This window comes from Pelorhabdus sp. sgz311002, from assembly GCF_056134285.1.
The window spans coordinates 187,728-205,676 of sequence record NZ_JBWBCL010000004.1 but is presented as its reverse complement, the minus strand read 5'-3'; the positions used below and the strand labels follow the sequence as shown (position 1 = coordinate 205,676).

Here is a 17,949-nt window from a genome sequence, read left to right as displayed (position 1 = left end):
AAATCCTCATCAATTGAGAATCATTTTAAACAATATTGTATTTATAATAATACAAGAAGGAGATAAAAGCAAAACCGCTTTTTTGCCAAAACGGCTAAAAGCGGTTTTATTAAAGACATACCTTACAGTAATTATAGCGAATACACTTTATAATTAAGCAGCAGTTTCCTGCACGGTTCTTTTTGCTAACACTCGTTTTTCAATGTAGAACCAGATCGCCAGAAACAATGCCAACAAAATCGGTACAGTCAAATATAGATTGCCTGTAAATACCTTATAAATCATAAAGACAATCGGCATCGTCGTACCAGTAAAGGAACTAATCATCATACCGGCAGGAATGGTATCGCCAAGACCGACTGAAGTGGCAGCGGCCGTAACCAAGTATGCTGTCCAGGTACCAAAAAAGAAGTATGGAATAAAAGCAATCGTACATAAAATCAAACTGCGAAAAATATTTCCGTTCGTCAAAGCAACAACCATTGCTACCTTATAAGGCAAAGCAGCTAGGTCGGCAAAAGGTAACAGTTTATTTCCAGGTAACAACACAGCTAAGGCCAGTAGAATTGGTACCATAAGCAGCGCCGTCGTAATAACCGCAGCGTCACCAAGCAAAATAGCAGGATCAAGACCAATCAAAATTTTTCTGCCTTTAAACTTTTCGTCACTAATTTTGCGGGCCTGCTCAGAAATCGGCTTTAAGCCTTCTACAAAAATATGCGTCATTTTAGGTAAAAGCAACATAGCCGCAGCCATGTTAATCCCTAAACCAAAAGCCTTATAGAAGTCATAACCGCCGAGAAAACCGATCCCAACACCCAAAATCAAACCAATTACTAACGGTTGGCCGAAAGGACCAAAATATTTCTGCAGACTCGCCATATTAAAATCAATTTTGTTAAAACCAGGAATACGATTAAATAATAAGTTCAAAGGAACGGCAATCGGCAAATTCATCAGAGCATGAATCGCCGGAATCGTAACACCCGGCATTTTATAATATTTGCTAACAAGTGGCGCTGCCCAATCGGCCATCTTATAGACAAATAAAGCGGTACAAGCCGCAGCACCCACGGCAGCCGCTACATTGTCCGTCTGAAAATAGACTAAAGCGCCTACGGTTAAAGCATGATGATAATTCCAGATGTCCACACTAAAAGTATTCGTTTTATTTAATACTAGTAAAATAATATTAGTAGCCATAATTGCTAAAACCATAATCGGTACAATCGGAGAGCTCCAGCCAATGGCCGCAACGGTACCAAAACCCATATCAACAATATTCAGCGACACTCCCATATGATGAACCATTGCTTTCGTCGCTGGTCCCAAACTCTTACCTAAAAACTCAATAACTAATTTCAAACCAGCAAAAGCCGCGCCTACCGTTAAGGCGCTTTGCAAAGCTTTGCCAAACTCCAACCGGAAAGCCAGTGCAAATAAAAAGATAATAATGGGCAATAATACCGTTGGCCCCGCTTGAATAATTCCTTTAAATACTGCAAAAATTTCCATGAAAACTCCTTTCTCTACTCCTATGCATTTTCTGTAATTTTCAATGGCTTCCATCATTAAGGTGTACAGTATACCATTTAAAATATACTAAGCCACGAATTATTCTTAATTTCGCGAGTCTTAAAATAATTCCTGCAAAAATAAGAGAGATTTCCTAAATTTTTGAAAACTATCGGAAATCTCTCTTGCTGTCAAATCACCTTTTTAGCGATCAAATAATACAGTTTGACCTTCTTCCTTTTTACGTTTGTTCATTTCATGTCGCTGCTGGCCTGCCTCAAAACGAATTTTCTCTTCTTCCGTCTCTAATTTTAGTGGCGAAACACTAAGCGGCTTGCCGCCCACATTCAGTGCGACCATGGTAAAGTAAGCCGATAAAGCAGCCTTTGCCGAAGCTTCACTAAATAAATCCTCCACTTCCACAGTAACAACGACTTCCATAGATGAACGATTCACAAAGGTAAGAAAAGCATGGCAAGTCACCAAATTGCCTACAAAAATCGGTTGATGAAAAATCAATTCATCAACCCTAGCTGTAACAACATTTGTGCGGGCATGGCGCTGCGCTACTACATAGGCAGCGTTATCCATTAGTTTCATGATTTCGCCGCCATGGACATTACCCGAGGGATTTGCTTGATCTGGCTGCATTACTACAGACATGATCAACGCAGAGCTTGCAACAGTTTTTCCTTCCATTCTCTTCTCACCTTTTCCAATGCATTTTCGCACTGCCTTAAAAACAGCACAATACATTTCTATGCTGGAATCGGCAAAAGAATGAAGAAATTTTACTTTTGCTTAGCACTAGAACTATCGCCTCTAGCGGCTGACTCAACGGTATTGATCGGCTGCTCTTTAGCCGCTCCGGCTGGTTTCACTAGCTGGCTGGTTGCCGGGCTATTCGGAAGAATTCCATAGCTATAGACAACAACTACGACTTTCGTTTGTAACTTATCTTGTTTTGCCTGGGTATCGACGACAACAACATTAGCCAAACGCGTTGTTTTTTCTAAATCCTGTAGAAAGTGCATCGTATCAAAAAACATGCCCCGTACATCTAATTCAAGAGGAATCTCGCGGTAATTTTTTTGATTGATCGGTGCTCCTGGCTTAATTCGAGCCAATTCTAAATTGTTTTTCTTAGCCACTTGATCTACTTGAAATAAAATGCCGCTCAAATCATTATGATCAGGAATTTGCAAGGAAACAGCAGCTAGCTCACTATCAAGCTCTCCCCAATAGACGCTAACATCAGGATGATCCTTACGAAAGGTTTCTAGGCGTGTATTTTTCACGGTAACCGCTTGCAACCGACTCGTTCGCTCCTGTAAAAATTCCTGCTGCGGCACAAGAACAAAAAAGTATAGCAAAACTAACACAAAGAGCCACCCTAAACCGAGCAGCGCTAGTTTTTGCTTTACAGTCCATTGTCTTTGCTGTTCTTTCCACTTATCTAGCAACTGCTTGCTATCCATTGATCATTTCAACTCCCGGATTTGAACCGTAATTTCAAAACGCTTACTTGATTGAAGTTTATTCGTATTTTCCTCAGCAATTGCTAAACTGGGATTTACGAACATCGCATCATTTTCCATCTTATTAATAAATAAGGTTAAATCCAGATAGTTTTTGGCAATCCCCGTAATCTTAATGACTTTTCTGGCACTCTGCTCTTTATCTTCCGATGAAAAGTTTATAAACCAAAGATCAGGCGGTGCAATCGCTGTAAGATGCGAAATAATATGATACCACGGAATTCTCGCTTGGGAAATTTGCTGAACTAGCCCTTGTCGCTTAGCAATTTCCTGTCGCTGCCCTTCTGTTTGGGCAATCTCTTTTTCCAGCGGTTCAAGCTCATCATTGCGAGCCTGAAGTACTTGAATTTGTGAATCCATATGTCCGATAGAGTATAGGTTATAAGAGAAAAGAGTTACACAGACTAGTAATAACAAACTACTAAAAATAGTTGAAATTCGAGCAAGGGGAAGCGAGGGTGGCCGGTGCTCCGGCGGTAACAAATTTACTCTTAGCATAATTTATCCTTCCTGTAGAGCCAAACCGATGGCGACTGTAAACTGCGGCGCTGCGGCATAAAGTGAGCTTCGGTCAAGCTTCTTGCTGATTCGAACCGCCTCGAACGGATTATTTAGCAGGACAGGCAGTTCAATCTGTGCCGCTAAATGCTCAGCAAGACCTTTCAGTAAAGCGCCACCACCAGTCAAAAAGACTTGCTCAGCAATCATTTCTTTGTGCTGCATTTGATGATATTCAAAAGTTCGCCTAATTTCCCGCGCTAAATCATCGACAACATATTGAATCTGGCTATGCAGTTCCTCTGTCGGCCCTTTGGCAGTAAGCGATGGCAAGAGATTTCTCCCTTTTACCTTCACAGCCTCTGCTGTTACATAATCCACTGCCATGTGCTGCATCATGGTTTGTGTAACTTGATGTCCGCCTAAAGGAATTGTACGAACTACTACAGGTGAGCCTTTTTGTAAAATCATAATTTGGCAAACATTTTTCCCGATATCGACAACAATCCCATTTAGAGAAGTGGGAAAAGTACGCTGCACAGCTAGCGCTTCAAAGTCAATCGCACCGATTTGCAATCCTGCCGCTTCGGCTAACTGGATAAATCGATTCACCCGTTCCTTTAAGGCCGAAACTATGAGAACTTTTGCTTCTGTCCCTTTTTCGCCGCTTACCTTTTCCACTACGGTATAGTCGTAATAGTAGGAGTCTGCGGCATAAGGAACATAGGAATCCATATCCCATTTGATCGCTTCTGCCATTTCCTTGGGTGATAAATCAGGTAATATAACTTCTCGGGAATAGACCATCCTGCCGCCAATACCAAAAACGGCATTTTTTCTAGCTTGCGGAAACTGCGCTGTCATGCTACGAAGCAATTCCGCTAAAGCCTCCATATCAATAATTTCCTCATTCTGCATAACTTCAGCCGGAATCGCGCGAATAGCTGTTCCCAGTAGCATAGGCGCGCTATCTTTATGGGAAATATAGGCCATTTTAATATAACCGCTGCCAATATCGAGGCCTAGAGCTTCGGCGGACTGTCCTAATATTATACGTTTCACTATTTTCCCAATCATTGCCTCTCACCTGCTTGCAAAATTAAAGTACCATACCAAAATACCATGCTAATAGATCGGCGCCATAAAGCCAGGTGATCAAAGCGGCAACCGCCATAAACGGCCCAAAAGGAATCGCGTCTTTTCTTCCTTTACGCCCCAAGGCTAGCAAAACAATCCCGATAAAGCCACCTAATAGAAAGGCGATAAATAACATAAGAATCACGCCTTTAATTCCCAGCCACAGCCCTAAGACCGCCGCAAATTTCACATCGCCGCCACCCATACCGCCACGACTGATAATCGCTAATAATAATAACACACCGCCGCCTAACAGCGGCCCAACACAGAAATCAATCCAGTCTAAATGAAACAACACTATTTCTATTATAAAACCAGCCGCACTAAGGCACAACAAAACCTTATCTAAAATCAGCTGGTAATCATAGTCGATATAAGTAATAACAAGTAAAAAAGCGGCAAATATAGCCACTGCTGCTCCATAATCAAACGAATCATAGCGCCAGTAGCAAAAAGCAAATAAAATTCCGGTTACCAGTTCTACCATTGGGTAGCGCAACGAAATCTTGCCAGCGCATTGGCTGCAACGCCCGCGCTGCCAGATATAGCTAAGAAGCGGTACTAAGTTCCAAGGTTTTAAGGGGTGCTTGCAAGTCGGGCAATGCGAAGGCGGATAAAGGATCGATTCTTCGCGCGGCAACCGATAAATACAAACATTTAAAAAGCTGCCAATAAACAGCCCTGCTATAAAAAAGAGGAATAACACGGTCATCATCCCAAACAAATTAGATTAAAGAACTCAGCCAAAGCCGCCGCTTTTAGGCAGCGGCAGGCTGAAAAATACGTTGTGAAAGTCGAGAGTTGTTTAGAAGTACTAAGCTACTTACCAGCCTTAATTGAATCAGCTGTGTAAGGTGTATCACCAATGGTAATAATGCCTCTGCCGTAGGTAGTATTAGTAGCGGTAGTATCTACACTATATGCAGCCCCAGAAGTATCCTTAACTTCACCTGCAATCATGGCTTTTGCTGGCGGCTTCGGCGTAGATGCAAGAGAAGTAAGATCATCAAACTTAGTTGGCATCTTTCCAGCATTATTGGCCTGATAAATCTGGCTGGCCGTATCAATCGCACTCAGATCCGCCTGAATCTTCGCCGTCCCGGAGGTAGCTGTCGCATCAGCAAACTTAGGAACAGCAATAGCTGCCAAAACGCCGATGATAGCAATAACGACAAGAAGTTCAATTAAGGTAAAGCCTTGTTGCAGTTTTAACTGTTTTCTGATTCTTTCGATCATGGTTTCACCTCCCTTCTTTGATCAAATAATATGCCTTAGAGCGAGTTCATCGATGTCATCACATCAAAAAGCGGCAGCATAACGGCGGCAATAATCGTACCAATAGTCAAGCCCAAAAATAATATCAACGCGGGCTCCATCAAGCTGCTAAGGCGGCTGACGAGATCATCGACATCGTCGTCATAAAAGTCGGCAATCTTCTCGAGCATTTCATCTGTCGCGCCGCTTTCTTCGCCAATAGAAATCATCTGTACCACCATCGGCGTGAAGACTTTACTTTCTTGCAGCGTATAGGCTAGTCCCATTCCTTCGGCGACGTGAGATTGGGCTTTATCAAGCGCCTCGACCATGACAAAATTCCCCAGCGTCTTTTTCACTACATCTAAAGCAGCTAAGATCGGTACGCCACCTTTAATTAAGGTACTTAACGTCCGGCTAAAGCGAGCCACTGCAACCTTTTGAATTAATCCGCCAATGACAGGAATACGAAAGAAAGCTCCATCAATAAACCGCCTTGCTGTCGGCCGCTGATAAAACTGCACTAGCAAGAAAGCACTGCCAACAACTAACAACGCCAAGGCAAGCAGATTTTCCCTGATAAAGGCGCTAGCAGCAAGCAAAACCCGCGTAAGCAGCGGCAGTTCCGTCTTCATATTTTTAAACATTTCCATAAAAGTTGGAAATACAAACGTTAAAATGAAGGTAACGACAATCAACGCAATCGTAAGGACTGCGGCCGGATATGTCATAGCCGATTTAACCTTTTGATTGAGTTTATGCTCTTTTTCAAAATGGGCTGCCAGCCGTACTAGCACAATATCGAGCACACCGCCAACTTCGCCGGCCTCAACCATATGAATCATAATCGTAGGAAAAACTTCACTGTGATTTTTTAAGGCAACCGAAAGCGCCTCGCCTTCGCGAATTTTTTTATATACGTCCTGCACAGCCGTTTTGAGCGAAGACTTCGTCGTTTGCTCTGCAAGAATATTTAAGCAGCGTTCCATTGGCACGCCAGCATTCATCATCGTACTCAATTGTCGGCAAAAAACAGCTAAATCCTTTGTTTTGACTTTCGAACTGAAAATTTTTATGTCTCGCAGAGAAAAACTTGCCTGCTTTTCTTTTAAAGCCGTAACAAAATATCCTCTTTCTCGCACATAAGATGCCGCCGCCTGCTGCGTGTCAGCTAGAACGGTACCAGAAAGACTCTGCCCGTCTCGGCTGCGAGCTGTATAAATATATGTCTTAGCCACTTTCTACTCCTCTCGCCGTCAAAATAAAGTAGGCTGCTAGTAAGGCTGAGCCAAACGGACAAAAGACTCTGGATGAGACGCCCGCATCACTGCGTCTTCGTATGTCACTAAACCATTTGTGTAAAGATTCTTCAAAGACATATCCATAGAAATCATGCCGCTACGCATACCAGTCTGGATAATTGATAAAATTTGATGAGTTTTCCCTTCGCGAATCAAATTGCGTAAAGCAGGCGTAGCTGCTAGAATCTCTAAAGCTACCACTCTGCCCGTATTGTCTTTTCGCGGTAAGAGCTGTTGGCAGATAATCCCTTGCAGCGTCAATGAAAGCTGTACTCGAATCTGTTGCTGCTGATAAGGCGGAAATACATCTATAATGCGGTCAATCGTCTGCGAAGCATCCCCTGTGTGAAGCGTGGCAAAAACAAGATGCCCTGTTTCCGCTGCAGTTACGGCAATGCCGATTGTTTCGGCATCACGCATTTCACCGACGAGAATCACATCAGGATCTTCTCTTAAGGCCGCTCGCAGCCCATTGCTGAAGGATTTGCTATCCGCATGAATCTCCCGTTGGTTAACAATGCTTTTTTTATGTTTATGCAAATATTCAATGGGATCTTCCAGTGTCAGAATGTGACAATCTCGCTCGGTATTGATGAGATCAATCATCGCCGCTAGCGTAGTAGATTTGCCACTGCCGGTCGGTCCGGTAACAAGAACAAGGCCGCGGGTGGAACGAGCAAAGTTCTTTAAAATTTCCGGATGTCCTAACTGATCCAACGTCGCAATGGTCTCATTCACGAGTCGAATGGCCATTCCCATGGAACCACGTTGCCTGAAAGCATTTACCCGAAAGCGACTTACACCAGGAATAGCATAAGAAAAATCAAGTTCTCCATTCTCGCGAAAGCGGTCCTGTTGCTCTTCATTCAGTATTGCAGTAACCAGAGCTGCTGTATCAGCTACCGTGAGCACTGGTCGATCGGTGTGAATCAAATGGCCATTTATGCGAAAAACCGGTGGAACGCCTACCGTAATATGTACATCAGAAGCACGCCGTTGCACGGCTTCTTCCAGTAATTCTCGTATCATAACTGATTCCTCACCTTTCACCCCTGCGAAACGCGCATAACTTCCTTAACTGTCGTAAGTCCCTGCAGAATTTTTTGAATCCCATCATCAAGCATACTTGTCATGCCGTTTGCTTTAGCGGCTGATCGAATTTGATCGGTGGAAGCGCTCTGGCTGATCAAATTACGAATTTCTTCGTTGATAACCATGACTTCATGAATAGAAATTCTACCGCGATAGCCTGTACTACTGCACTCCGTACAACCTTGCGCCTGATAAAGCGTCACAGGCTCGGAAGCATCAAGTCCTAAAAAAAAGCGTTCTGGTGAATCTGGATTCAATTGATAAGGCTCTTTGCAATGAGGGCACAACAACCGAACAAGTCGCTGAGCCACAATACCAAGAATCGAAGAAGCCACCAGAAACGGTGGAACTCCCATATCAATTAAGCGCGTTATCGTACTAGGCGCATCATTGGTATGCAAAGTTGACATCACTAGATGCCCTGTAAGAGCGGCACGGACAGCAATATCAGCCGTTTCATTATCGCGAATTTCCCCAACCATAATAATATTCGGATCTTGGCGTAAAATGGATCGCAACCCCGTAGAAAAATGCAAGCCTGCTCTCGCATTGACCTGAACCTGATTAATTCCGGCTAAACGATATTCGACTGGATCTTCTAGAGTCACAATATTTTGCTGCAAATCATTCAATTCTTCTAGGGAAGAGTAGAGTGTCGTTGTCTTACCGGAACCAGTTGGACCAGTAACGAGAATCATACCATAGGCATGCTGATACAAGCGGCGATAACGAGCTAAGTTTTCGCCAGAAAAACCGAGTTTCTCCATATCAAGCACTACCGCTCTTTGATCAAGAATTCGCATAACCATCTTTTCGCCATAAATCGTTGGTAAACTTGATACCCGAATATCTACAGTAGGGCCTAGCTCATTTAGAAAGATTCGCCCATCTTGGGGCAACCGCTTTTCAGCGATATCCATGCCGGCCATAATTTTAATTCGGGAAATTATCGCTGCCTGAATATTCGCCGTAAAGCAGCAAATCTCGCGCAACACGCCGTCAATCCGAAAACGGACCCGCAGATTTTCTCCCTGCGGCTCAATATGAATATCACTGGCCCGTTCACGCACAGCCTGCAAAAATAAGGAGTTTACAATGCCAATAATGGGGGCGTCGTCAGCCGTTTGCAATTCTTCGATGGGTGTCTCTTCGATCCGCAAGCGGCTTACAGCTTTTTCGACTAATTCATTGACACCGTAATACTTGCTAATCGCGCGCAGAACATCTCTTTCTGTCGCAATAACCGGCGTAACTTCACACTCGGCAGCCATGCGCACATCATCAATTGCGTAAAGATTCGTAGGATCCGTCATGGCCAGTGTCAAAAAGCGTCCATCTTGTTTTACCGGAAAAACTTTATATTTTTCGGCAATCGCCACAGGCACCTTTTTTAGGATTTCCGGTTGAATTTCAATCTGAGCCAGCTCAACGTGAGGTACGCCCAATTGAAACTCAAGAACTTCAACCATCCGTTCTTCCGTAATATAACCGAGATCTAAAAAAATCCGCCCGAGTCTTTCCCCGGAAACTTTTTGTATTCCTAAGGCTTTATTCAATTGTTCTTGAGAAATAATGCCTGTCTCAATCATCAAGTCGCCTAAGCGCTTCCGTTGTATCACCATAGTATCCTCGCCTATTTATCTATTTCACAATATGGGCTGTTAGGAAAATCACAATTTCACTATCACTCCCTGTATTGTGAACACTTTTAAACAAAGCTCCTAAAATCGGCAGATCACTTAAAAAGGGTACTTTACTTACCGTCTCTGATGTTTGCTGGCCAATTAGTCCGCCAATCACCATGGTTTCGCCATCTTTCACTTTTACATTCGTTTCCGCTTCCCGCGTCGAAATTTTATATTGTTTAATATCTGACACAAGCTCTGGCGTACTCACTTCTGTATGTACCTTGGCAAAAATCTGCCCGTCTGGTGAAACGACTGGCGTATAAATCAATTTAATCCCGGCATCGACATATTGTATTGATGTGGTAGTTTGACCATTCTGTATCGTTTGCGTCTGTACTGGAATTTTATCACCAATCATAATTTGCGCCTCTTTACCACTTACTGTGGCAATTTTAGGCTTGGCCAGAACTTGCGCCTTGCCGTTACTGACTAGAGCGCTAATCGTAGCCTGATAGTAAAATTCGTAAGGCTGGCCTTCCGGCCCTCTGCCAAACTGAACCACACCAGGATTTGTCAAAGTGCTGTTACGGGTGATTTTCGCCGCCGTGGTCTGCGTATAGACAACATTCCCATTACTGTCAGTCGTCGCTGTATAAGTCGGCGCCGTATAATCGTAAGTCTTCGGCGTTGCATCCCATTTCCAGTCAATACCCAAATCCTTCGTAGCCGATTTACTAATTGCCAAAACTTTAGCCTCTAGCTCTACCTGTTGAACGGCTACATCAAGCTTTGCAACCATATCAGTCATCCGTTCAATTCCAGCAATTGGCCCACTAACTAATAACGAATTGGAAACAGGATCTATATCTACTTTTACTTTAAGACCATCCGCTGCGCCAGTCAGTGATTTTTTTAGATCATCAGCCATAACATGTTCCAGCTTGATCGTTTTCAAGCTAGCCAAATCATTTTTCTCGACAAGAATATTTTTTTCGCCAATATAACGATAGGTCAATCCCTTGCTCTGCGTAATCAAACTCATCGCCTCAGCAAAAGTTACATGATCTAGTTTGATGGTAAGCTCACTGGACTTATCCTTTAGGCTATCACTATCAAAAACAATATTTACCCCTTCTAAACTAGCCATAGTATGAAAAACCACAGGGAGATTTTCCCTCACAAATACGAGATTATAAAAATTCCCCTCGGCCAAACAAGTTGTTCGTCCTAGTAGAATTACGGCTAAGAAGGAAAAAAGTATTTTATTCCAATTCCAGCGACTACGGCGTCTTTTATCTTCCATTTGCGGCGCCTCCATTTTCTCTTATATCTTCTAACTGAAGAATTCTTCTTGCTCCAGCTGATTGTAAAACCACATAGTCTGCACCAATCGAAATTAGGCGATATTGTCCGACCTGCTCATTGACGCGATAAGCCTGGGACTCTCCCCCTGTGTTAATAACAGCTAAACGAAGACCGTCTGATTCTGCAATCCCGGTTAATTTCATAGTGGTACTGCCAGTAGCCGGACGCCAGGTTGTCACTGTATCCTGCCGTGAAAAATCAGGCTGCTTCATTGCTCCTGTAGAATTTACCGGCGGTTGCGGCGAATTAGTCGCTGCTGGCTGACCGTCCTGCCGATACTCAGGCGGAAGCGAAAAAGGATTGCGAGTAATTAAATCTGGTTCGCCAGAACTAATTTTTCCGGGAGGATTCTTTTTGGGTTCCGCTATTGGCGTTTTAAGCGGTTCACTGACCGAGACAGGACGTGATTGACCGTCGCTTAAATTCAAATACACCCAGCAGCAAAATATAATTACGACGACAACTGCAACTCCTATTAACTTTTTTTTCATTGCTTCAGAAATTACAATCTCTTGCTGCAGCCAACTTGGTATTTGCAAACTCTTTGCCTCCCGTTATGATAAAACAAGACTCTATTCCATTATAAAGCTCCATAACTGTACAATAAAACCAGGATAAGAGTCCTAGTCTTTGTGTAATTTATTGTAACAGATATTCAATAAAACGACAATTTTATTAAGAACTAATTTTTATTAAAATAATCTTTAAAAAGACAATTTATTATTAAGAAATCTTAATATATGGGATCTTGCTATTGTAATCTTATATTAAAATGAAATAAACTACTACTATAAAGATATACCAGTCATTTATATTGAACTTGATTTTCTCTAAAGGAGTCTAATTATGAAAAAAGATTTGCACTCCCAAGGCGGTTTTTTATTAGCAGAAGCCTTAATTGCTATCATGTTTTGTGTCGCCCTACTGGCGCTTGGCGGTTTTTATATAATGCTTAGCAAATCAACAACAAACTCAGCCAATTATACCAATGCAACGAATTTGGCCCAATTATACATAGAAACCTTTAAGGCAGCACAAAAAAGCACATCCCCTGATGCGCAACAATTCAAAGTTACAGCAACTCAGACCCCTGCTTTTGATGGCGCCACCTTAATTGATCCAAAAACCTTGCCGAAAATATACGAAAATTACACAGTCACTTTCACGCCCGAACCAGTAACAACAAGCGATACTGCTAAGAATAGCGCTAAAACACTTGTCGCCTATACCGTAAAAGTGACTTGGCAAGAACAAAATAAACCATTACAAGTTGAACTCATTACATTTATTCCGCAGCGCTAGATAAGGAGGCTTTTATGAAATTCAGTCATTCCCGCCAGCAGGGCTTTACTTTGGTTGAACTGTTAGTTTGGATGGCAATCACAGCCGTTCTGCTCGGTGCGGTGGGTAGCTATTTTTCCGCAACGGTGAAAGCATGGCTTGATAGTCGCAGTAAATTTGAAGTAAGAACCTCTGCATCCATATTAACAAATGATTTAATATCGAACTTGCATGGAGGCCATGACTACAAATTGGTAAATAATAATCCCAATTTTAGTGCTGCAACAGGACAAGCCATTCAATTTACAGCACCGCCATTAAACTCTTCAACCGAAAATCCGCCAGAAGTAGTTCAAATTATTTATCGTGACAGTACCACCAAGCAACTGATGCTCTTTAACACTGCTACAAAAGAAAAGCGCAAATTATATGGTCAGGGCAGCAACATTGTAATTGAACTTGACAGCAATGCCAGCGGCAGTTGGCCTTTATTCATAGTCGACCCCAATTCCACCAACGAATCTGTAACAATCCACTTCAAGTTGGTCAACCCCACTACGACAGATCCCAATACTCATAACCCGCCGGAATTAGCCATTTCTACGATGATCACTTCCGCTAAAGCCACCTTTGAATTGCAATAAATTCACTGAAAGGGAGTTAGTTTATGGTTTTATCAATTCGCAAAATTTTACAGAACTCTAGAGGCTCAACAGCCATACTCGTCTTAGGCGGAATGCTTATTTTCAGTATCCTAGGCGCTGGCCTTATGACGATAAGCAAGACAAGTCAAAACACAGCCACAGATTATCGCGACGGAGTAGCTACCGAGTATATTGCCGAAGCAGGTGTACATGACCTGTTGGCCCAAATCAAAGCAGGCGCACATGATCCTAAAATAAATGATGCTATTCATAAAACGGGACAAGCGGTTGACAAGCTAGTGACGATTTCTTCCCTGCAAAATTTCTCACCGCAACCAAATCAAACGGGCTCTTATGTTGTTACCCTCTCGAAAGATAAAGACGGAGTCTTTCATATTAGATCAGAGGCCACACTCCGATCTGATACTACGAAAAAAACGATAAGCAAAGCGATTAACCTGACCGTAAATCTAACGCCAAATAGTGGCGGAGATGGCGACTTTGGTAATGTTGCCGGTAAGTATGTGGCTTATGCCAATGGGGATTTTATCCTTACGAATGATACGATTTATTTCTTTAATAACTCTACGCCTTCTCCAGACGACCCCACTCCCGCAACTCATATCGGCAGCAATGGTCAATATAATATCTCCGGCACAACAAAGCCTGTAGTTGACTATGCCTGGGCGCGGGCGGAAAGCTATATTCCCCCCTACAACCAGTATTATAATACTCGAGCTATTGTTCGAGATTATGTGCACAACTGGAAATTCGCTGATCCCGTCGGAGTGCTAAAAGTACCCAAAGTAACTTTTGATTCTATTTCATCCCAACCCTTTCCAACCAAAACAGAGTGGAGCAAGTATACCGATCTTGTCGCTGCCACTGGCGGTTCTCCGGTAGCTATGAAGAACTTAACACTAAGTGAAAGCGCCTACTATTGCAACGGTTCTTATACTCTAAACTCTTCAACCCTGACCTTTACCAGTCCCAATGTAACTCTATTTATCAATGGCGATTTAACCTTGAATATTCAAGATGCGGCTAAAATCCCCGCCCTCTATCAAAAGACTCAGGAAAATTCGAGCCTAACGATTTATGTGACAGGTTCGGTTTCCCTGTCGAACGGAGCCTATATCGGCATACAAGACGCTCTAGGCAAAGCAACTGTAAAAGATATCCAAAATGCTCTGCCAACTGGCTCAACTGTAAATATCTACACAGCAAAAACTTTAACTATGTCAACCGCGGCTAAAATCCAGAGCGGTGTCGTCAATATTCAAACAGTAAGTGACTTGAGTATGAGCAATCCCTCTAGTATCATCGCCAAGGATACGGGATCTCTATCACTTGCTTCAACTACCGGTACATTACACTTTACCAACTCTAGCACGCTATATGGCGGACAAATCGATGTAAAGGGCTATAGTGGCATTTTGCTTGACAATTATGCCAGATTTGAAACTCCGGGAACACCGAAAGACCCCCAAAAAGACCCGCCAGCTGGAAAAATTACAATCACAAGCACGAATGGCCCTGTAAAACTAACGAATAATTCAAGCTTGCTAGCCGGCGATACAATAAAAATCCAATCGGCTCAGGCTTGCAACTTGACGGTAAATGCGGCGATGAATACAGAAAATATCCCGATCGACTATCAAACTATCAAGAAAACCAATGGCGCTTACGCCAACGCGATTACGCGCATCCTCTCTAATGATACAAATACCATGCAGTTTGATAACTCCTATGCTATCGGCGGTAAAGCCGTACTTGTAACAAATCAAGGCCCGATTGTATTGCCAGGAACCAAAGATCAAAGAAATACGGTATTTATGGCTGGAGGCGGCATTTCAGAGGTAACAAGCGGCTCCCAAATCGGCCCCTTTTATACAAATGGAACACTAAGACTGACAAGTGCAGCCACACTGACTTATAACAAAAGCATAATGGACACGCTGGGCTTACTTTCTTCCTCGTCCGGCTTTAGCGCCGCCATCATCAAAACTGAATTAGAACCATAACCATCCTGTGCATTCTAAAATAAGACCAGACAGCCTTGTTACAATTGCTGTCTGGTCTTATTATTATGCTTTTATTTCATCGCTATTTTTATTATTAGGCATAAATAACGCCGCCACAGCAAGACAAAGTGAAACAGCCGCGACAAAATGATAGGCGTCGCAAAAAGCCAATATGCCCGCTTGATGGATCAGTTCCTGATAAATCTTCCCCATAGCATACTGAGAAACCTCGCCACTGGGAATTCCAAATTGCGTAAGCTTTTGCGATAAAGTAGCCATAGCATGTGAGTAGCCCCAGTCGCTTGCTGTCAGCCGCTCTGCTAAATAAGCTTGCTCGACCTGTTGCCGATGAATCAGGTAGTTCGTTACAATGGCAATTCCTACACTGCCGCCTAAATTTCGCATGAGCGAAATAATAGCTGACGCATTGCTGCTTTCTTCGCGTGAGATCTTGGAAAAAGCTAAAGTCGTAACAGGCACGAACAGAAAGGGCAGGCCGAGAGTCTGTAAGACCCGCACAAGTGCAAATGTCCAATAATCGGTCTGCGGCGTAATCTGACCTGTGGCCCACATTCCCAGGGCCATAATGGCCATGCCGAAAGAAACGAGATATTTTGCCTGTACTTTATTCACAAGTCGCCCGACAAGCGGCATAACCGTCAAAACCGCTAATCCGCCCGGCGATAGTAGCAGCCCTGATAGCGTAGCATTATAGCCGAAATAAGTCTGCACAAGCATAGGCAGAAGCGTCGTACCGGAATAGAGAGCAAAGCCGACAAAAAACATCATTACGCAAGGCATGCCAAAACTGGGAATTTTAAATAGCTGCAGTTTCACAACAGGATGCTTTTGTTGCAGCAGCCAGAAAACGGCTGTGATGAGTCCCACAGCGGCAATCACGGAAAATACAATGATAAAGGAGCTATCAAACCAGTCTTCCTGCTGCCCTTTATCAAGAACAATCTGAAGTGCGCCTAACCCTAGGGCAATCAAGCTCAGCCCGATATAATCAATTGATCCTACAGGACGCTTTTGGGCGCTTGGCGGATCTTCTACAAGTAATTTAACTAAAAAGGCAGCTAGCAGACCGACAGGCACATTCATAAAGAAAATCCAGCGCCAATTGTAGTTATCGGTAATGTACCCACCGAGCGCTGGTCCGATGATCGGCGCCAACACGGTTGTAATCCCGGTAATCGCAAAGGCCATCCCTAGTTTTTCTGGGGGAAAGCTATCTTTAATAATTGCTTGCTGGGCTGGTTGCAATCCGCCGCCAGCCAGCCCTTGCAGCAAGCGAAATACAATCAGAAGTGTTAAGGAATTAGCAATACCACAGAGAAAAGAAGTCAGGGTAAACCCAAGAATACAAGCAATGAAAAAGTTCTTACGCCCCATCAGCCCTGATAGCCAGCCTGATAGCGGCAACACAATGCCGTTTGATACAAGATATGAGGTGAGAATCCACGTACTCTCTTCCGAGCTAGCGCCAATGGAACCGGCAATTTGCGAAAGTGCTACATTGGCAATCGTTGTATCAAGCACTTCCATAAAAGCGGCGATACTAACAACCGTCGCGACGAGCATGGGGTTTTTCGGTCTAAAGGCTGCTTCGACCATATTACCAGCCTGCCTTTTCCGTCTCGACAGTTGGAAGTACCGACATGCCTGGCCCAATCGCCAAAGTGGCGTCAGGCTGACTGTCAAAACGAATTTTAACAGGAACGCGCTGTACAATTTTCACGAAATTCCCTGTAGCATTTTCAGCGGGAAACAGGGAAAATCGCGAACCAGTTCCTGCCTGTAGACTATCTACCGTCCCACTGAGCAGCAAATCAGGAAAAGCATCAACCTTGATATGAACTTTTTGACCAACTCGCATGTGAGCCAGCTGTGTTTCTTTAAAATTCGCTACAATCCAAAGCTCTGTACCGACTAAAGAAGAAAGTTGCTGCCCTGCCTGGACATAATTGCCAAGCTCAACACTGCGTTTTGTAATCCGTCCATCAATCGGGGCCACTATTTTCGTATTAGCCAAGTCGCTTTCCGCCTGCGCTAAATCGACTCGCGCCTGCTGAACCTGCGCTGCTAACTGTTCCGCTGTATTTTGCGATGCAGCAATGACTGTGGATGCGGTACTGGCTGAACGTTGATCGGCCCGCGTTTTTTCAAGCGTCGATCTCGCTGATTTTTCGGCGGCTACAGCATCATCAAGTTGCTGCCGGGAAACAGCCCCAGAGCCAAATAGGCTTTCCATCCGACTTAAATCCTGCGAAGTCTTTTCCCATGTTGCGGCCGCTACAGCTACCTGAGCTGACGCTCCCGCCAAATTCGACGGTGCCGTAACTGCTGCGGTCGCTGCATTACTTTTAGCGGCACTGGCTGCCGCTTCGGCTGCGGCTAGCGCTGCTTTTGCCTTATCGCGGCGAATCACATAGTCCGTTGAATCAATTTCGGCAAGAACATCTCCCGCCTTAACAAGCTGATTGTCTGCCATATTTAGCTTTTTTACATACCCTTGCACCTTCGGGCTAATCGTTACAATCTGACCTTCAATCGCGGCATCGTCAGTCGACACGGCCCCTCGTTGAAGATAGAAATAACCGCCGATTCCGCCAACCAGAAGGAGCAGCGCGATAATGATCCTTGCTTTTTTTGCTGTGATCTTCATCAAA

General features: G+C 43.7%; 17 protein-coding genes. 3 read left to right on the top strand and 14 right to left on the bottom strand.

The features are described 5' to 3' along the window. Window positions 1-153 precede the first annotated feature (153 nt). The 12 genes from AC0NJP_RS08670 to AC0NJP_RS08615 form a co-directional block, all read right to left on the bottom strand. Entirely contained in the window at window positions 154-1,515 is a 1,362-nt protein-coding gene (locus AC0NJP_RS08670) for a PTS galactitol transporter subunit IIC (protein WP_474699529.1), read from the bottom strand. A 204-nt stretch (window positions 1,516-1,719) separates the two neighbouring features. Beyond that, window positions 1,720-2,214 (bottom strand): acyl-CoA thioesterase, encoded by a 495-nt coding sequence (locus AC0NJP_RS08665; RefSeq protein ID WP_474039589.1) that lies wholly within the window; start codon window positions 2,212-2,214, stop codon window positions 1,720-1,722. Window positions 2,215-2,306: 92 nt separating this feature from the next. After that, window positions 2,307-2,993 carry a type IV pilus inner membrane component PilO gene (locus tag AC0NJP_RS08660; protein ID WP_474699528.1) on the bottom strand — a complete coding sequence of 229 codons (687 nt, stop codon included), beginning with the start codon at window positions 2,991-2,993 and terminating at the stop codon, window positions 2,307-2,309. A 3-nt stretch (window positions 2,994-2,996) separates the two neighbouring features. Further along, entirely contained in the window at window positions 2,997-3,551 is a 555-nt protein-coding gene (locus tag AC0NJP_RS08655) for a PilN domain-containing protein (protein ID WP_474699527.1), read from the bottom strand. A 3-nt stretch (window positions 3,552-3,554) separates the two neighbouring features. Further along, complete coding sequence (gene pilM / locus AC0NJP_RS08650; protein ID WP_474699526.1) at window positions 3,555-4,628, bottom strand: type IV pilus assembly protein PilM; 1,074 nt, start codon at window positions 4,626-4,628, stop codon at window positions 3,555-3,557. A gap of 22 nt (window positions 4,629-4,650) precedes the next feature. Further along, window positions 4,651-5,400, bottom strand: coding sequence for a prepilin peptidase (locus AC0NJP_RS08645; RefSeq protein ID WP_474699625.1), 750 nt, complete (start codon window positions 5,398-5,400; stop codon window positions 4,651-4,653). A gap of 107 nt (window positions 5,401-5,507) precedes the next feature. Next, window positions 5,508-5,924 carry a type II secretion system protein gene (locus AC0NJP_RS08640; RefSeq protein WP_474699525.1) on the bottom strand — a complete coding sequence of 139 codons (417 nt, stop codon included), beginning with the start codon at window positions 5,922-5,924 and terminating at the stop codon, window positions 5,508-5,510. A gap of 35 nt (window positions 5,925-5,959) precedes the next feature. Further along, on the bottom strand, window positions 5,960-7,180 hold the full coding sequence (locus AC0NJP_RS08635) for a type II secretion system F family protein (protein WP_474699524.1): 1,221 nt from the start codon (window positions 7,178-7,180) through the stop codon (window positions 5,960-5,962). Window positions 7,181-7,216: 36 nt separating this feature from the next. After that, complete coding sequence (locus AC0NJP_RS08630; RefSeq protein ID WP_474699523.1) at window positions 7,217-8,272, bottom strand: type IV pilus twitching motility protein PilT; 1,056 nt, start codon at window positions 8,270-8,272, stop codon at window positions 7,217-7,219. 17 nt (window positions 8,273-8,289) lie between these two features. Then, the gene (locus tag AC0NJP_RS08625; RefSeq protein WP_474699522.1) at window positions 8,290-9,957 is read right to left on the bottom strand and encodes a GspE/PulE family protein; all 1,668 of its coding nucleotides are present in this window, start codon (window positions 9,955-9,957) and stop codon (window positions 8,290-8,292) included. 19 nt (window positions 9,958-9,976) lie between these two features. Next, window positions 9,977-11,266 carry a secretin N-terminal domain-containing protein gene (locus tag AC0NJP_RS08620; protein ID WP_474699521.1) on the bottom strand — a complete coding sequence of 430 codons (1,290 nt, stop codon included), beginning with the start codon at window positions 11,264-11,266 and terminating at the stop codon, window positions 9,977-9,979. Continuing rightward, entirely contained in the window at window positions 11,256-11,867 is a 612-nt protein-coding gene (locus AC0NJP_RS08615) for a type II secretion system protein N (protein WP_474699520.1), read from the bottom strand. Before AC0NJP_RS08615 ends, AC0NJP_RS08620 begins: the two co-directional genes overlap by 11 nt. Window positions 11,868-12,174: 307 nt before the next feature. Here AC0NJP_RS08615 and AC0NJP_RS08610 point away from each other — a divergent pair, with 307 nt between their 5' ends. The 3 genes from AC0NJP_RS08610 to AC0NJP_RS08600 are packed head-to-tail and all read left to right on the top strand — an operon-like array spanning window position 12,175 to window position 15,277. Beyond that, entirely contained in the window at window positions 12,175-12,630 is a 456-nt protein-coding gene (locus AC0NJP_RS08610; RefSeq protein ID WP_474039599.1) for a type IV pilus modification PilV family protein, read from the top strand. A gap of 14 nt (window positions 12,631-12,644) precedes the next feature. Then, window positions 12,645-13,253 (top strand): PulJ/GspJ family protein, encoded by a 609-nt coding sequence (locus AC0NJP_RS08605; RefSeq protein WP_474699519.1) that lies wholly within the window; start codon window positions 12,645-12,647, stop codon window positions 13,251-13,253. Between the two features lie 23 nt (window positions 13,254-13,276). Further along, a complete protein-coding gene (locus AC0NJP_RS08600) occupies window positions 13,277-15,277 on the top strand; it encodes a hypothetical protein (RefSeq protein WP_474699518.1) in 2,001 nt (666 codons plus the stop codon). A gap of 63 nt (window positions 15,278-15,340) precedes the next feature. Here the strand turns inward: AC0NJP_RS08600 and AC0NJP_RS08595 are convergent, their stop codons facing one another. Continuing rightward, the gene (locus AC0NJP_RS08595; protein WP_474699517.1) at window positions 15,341-16,894 is read right to left on the bottom strand and encodes a DHA2 family efflux MFS transporter permease subunit; all 1,554 of its coding nucleotides are present in this window, start codon (window positions 16,892-16,894) and stop codon (window positions 15,341-15,343) included. A gap of 1 nt (window position 16,895) precedes the next feature. Beyond that, entirely contained in the window at window positions 16,896-17,945 is a 1,050-nt protein-coding gene (locus AC0NJP_RS08590) for an HlyD family secretion protein (RefSeq protein WP_474699516.1), read from the bottom strand. Window positions 17,946-17,949 lie beyond the last annotated feature (4 nt).

Excerpts from the sequence above, each read along its gene's own strand:
- AC0NJP_RS08620 (WP_474699521.1), bottom strand. The coding sequence starts at position 11,266 with ATGGAAGATAAAAGACGCCGTAGTCGCTGGAATTGGAATAAAATACTT.
- AC0NJP_RS08600 (WP_474699518.1), top strand. The coding sequence starts at position 13,277 with ATGGTTTTATCAATTCGCAAAATTTTACAGAACTCTAGAGGCTCAACA.
- AC0NJP_RS08610 (WP_474039599.1), top strand. The coding sequence starts at position 12,175 with ATGAAAAAAGATTTGCACTCCCAAGGCGGTTTTTTATTAGCAGAAGCC.
- AC0NJP_RS08590 (WP_474699516.1), bottom strand. The coding sequence starts at position 17,945 with ATGAAGATCACAGCAAAAAAAGCAAGGATCATTATCGCGCTGCTCCTT.
- AC0NJP_RS08640 (WP_474699525.1), bottom strand. The coding sequence starts at position 5,924 with ATGATCGAAAGAATCAGAAAACAGTTAAAACTGCAACAAGGCTTTACC.
- pilM (WP_474699526.1), bottom strand. The coding sequence starts at position 4,628 with ATGATTGGGAAAATAGTGAAACGTATAATATTAGGACAGTCCGCCGAA.
- AC0NJP_RS08670 (WP_474699529.1), bottom strand. The coding sequence starts at position 1,515 with ATGGAAATTTTTGCAGTATTTAAAGGAATTATTCAAGCGGGGCCAACG.
- AC0NJP_RS08660 (WP_474699528.1), bottom strand. The coding sequence starts at position 2,993 with ATGGATAGCAAGCAGTTGCTAGATAAGTGGAAAGAACAGCAAAGACAA.
- AC0NJP_RS08655 (WP_474699527.1), bottom strand. The coding sequence starts at position 3,551 with ATGCTAAGAGTAAATTTGTTACCGCCGGAGCACCGGCCACCCTCGCTT.
- AC0NJP_RS08630 (WP_474699523.1), bottom strand. The coding sequence starts at position 8,272 with ATGATACGAGAATTACTGGAAGAAGCCGTGCAACGGCGTGCTTCTGAT.
- AC0NJP_RS08665 (WP_474039589.1), bottom strand. The coding sequence starts at position 2,214 with ATGGAAGGAAAAACTGTTGCAAGCTCTGCGTTGATCATGTCTGTAGTA.
- AC0NJP_RS08595 (WP_474699517.1), bottom strand. The coding sequence starts at position 16,894 with ATGGTCGAAGCAGCCTTTAGACCGAAAAACCCCATGCTCGTCGCGACG.
- AC0NJP_RS08625 (WP_474699522.1), bottom strand. The coding sequence starts at position 9,957 with ATGGTGATACAACGGAAGCGCTTAGGCGACTTGATGATTGAGACAGGC.
- AC0NJP_RS08645 (WP_474699625.1), bottom strand. The coding sequence starts at position 5,400 with ATGACCGTGTTATTCCTCTTTTTTATAGCAGGGCTGTTTATTGGCAGC.
- AC0NJP_RS08605 (WP_474699519.1), top strand. The coding sequence starts at position 12,645 with ATGAAATTCAGTCATTCCCGCCAGCAGGGCTTTACTTTGGTTGAACTG.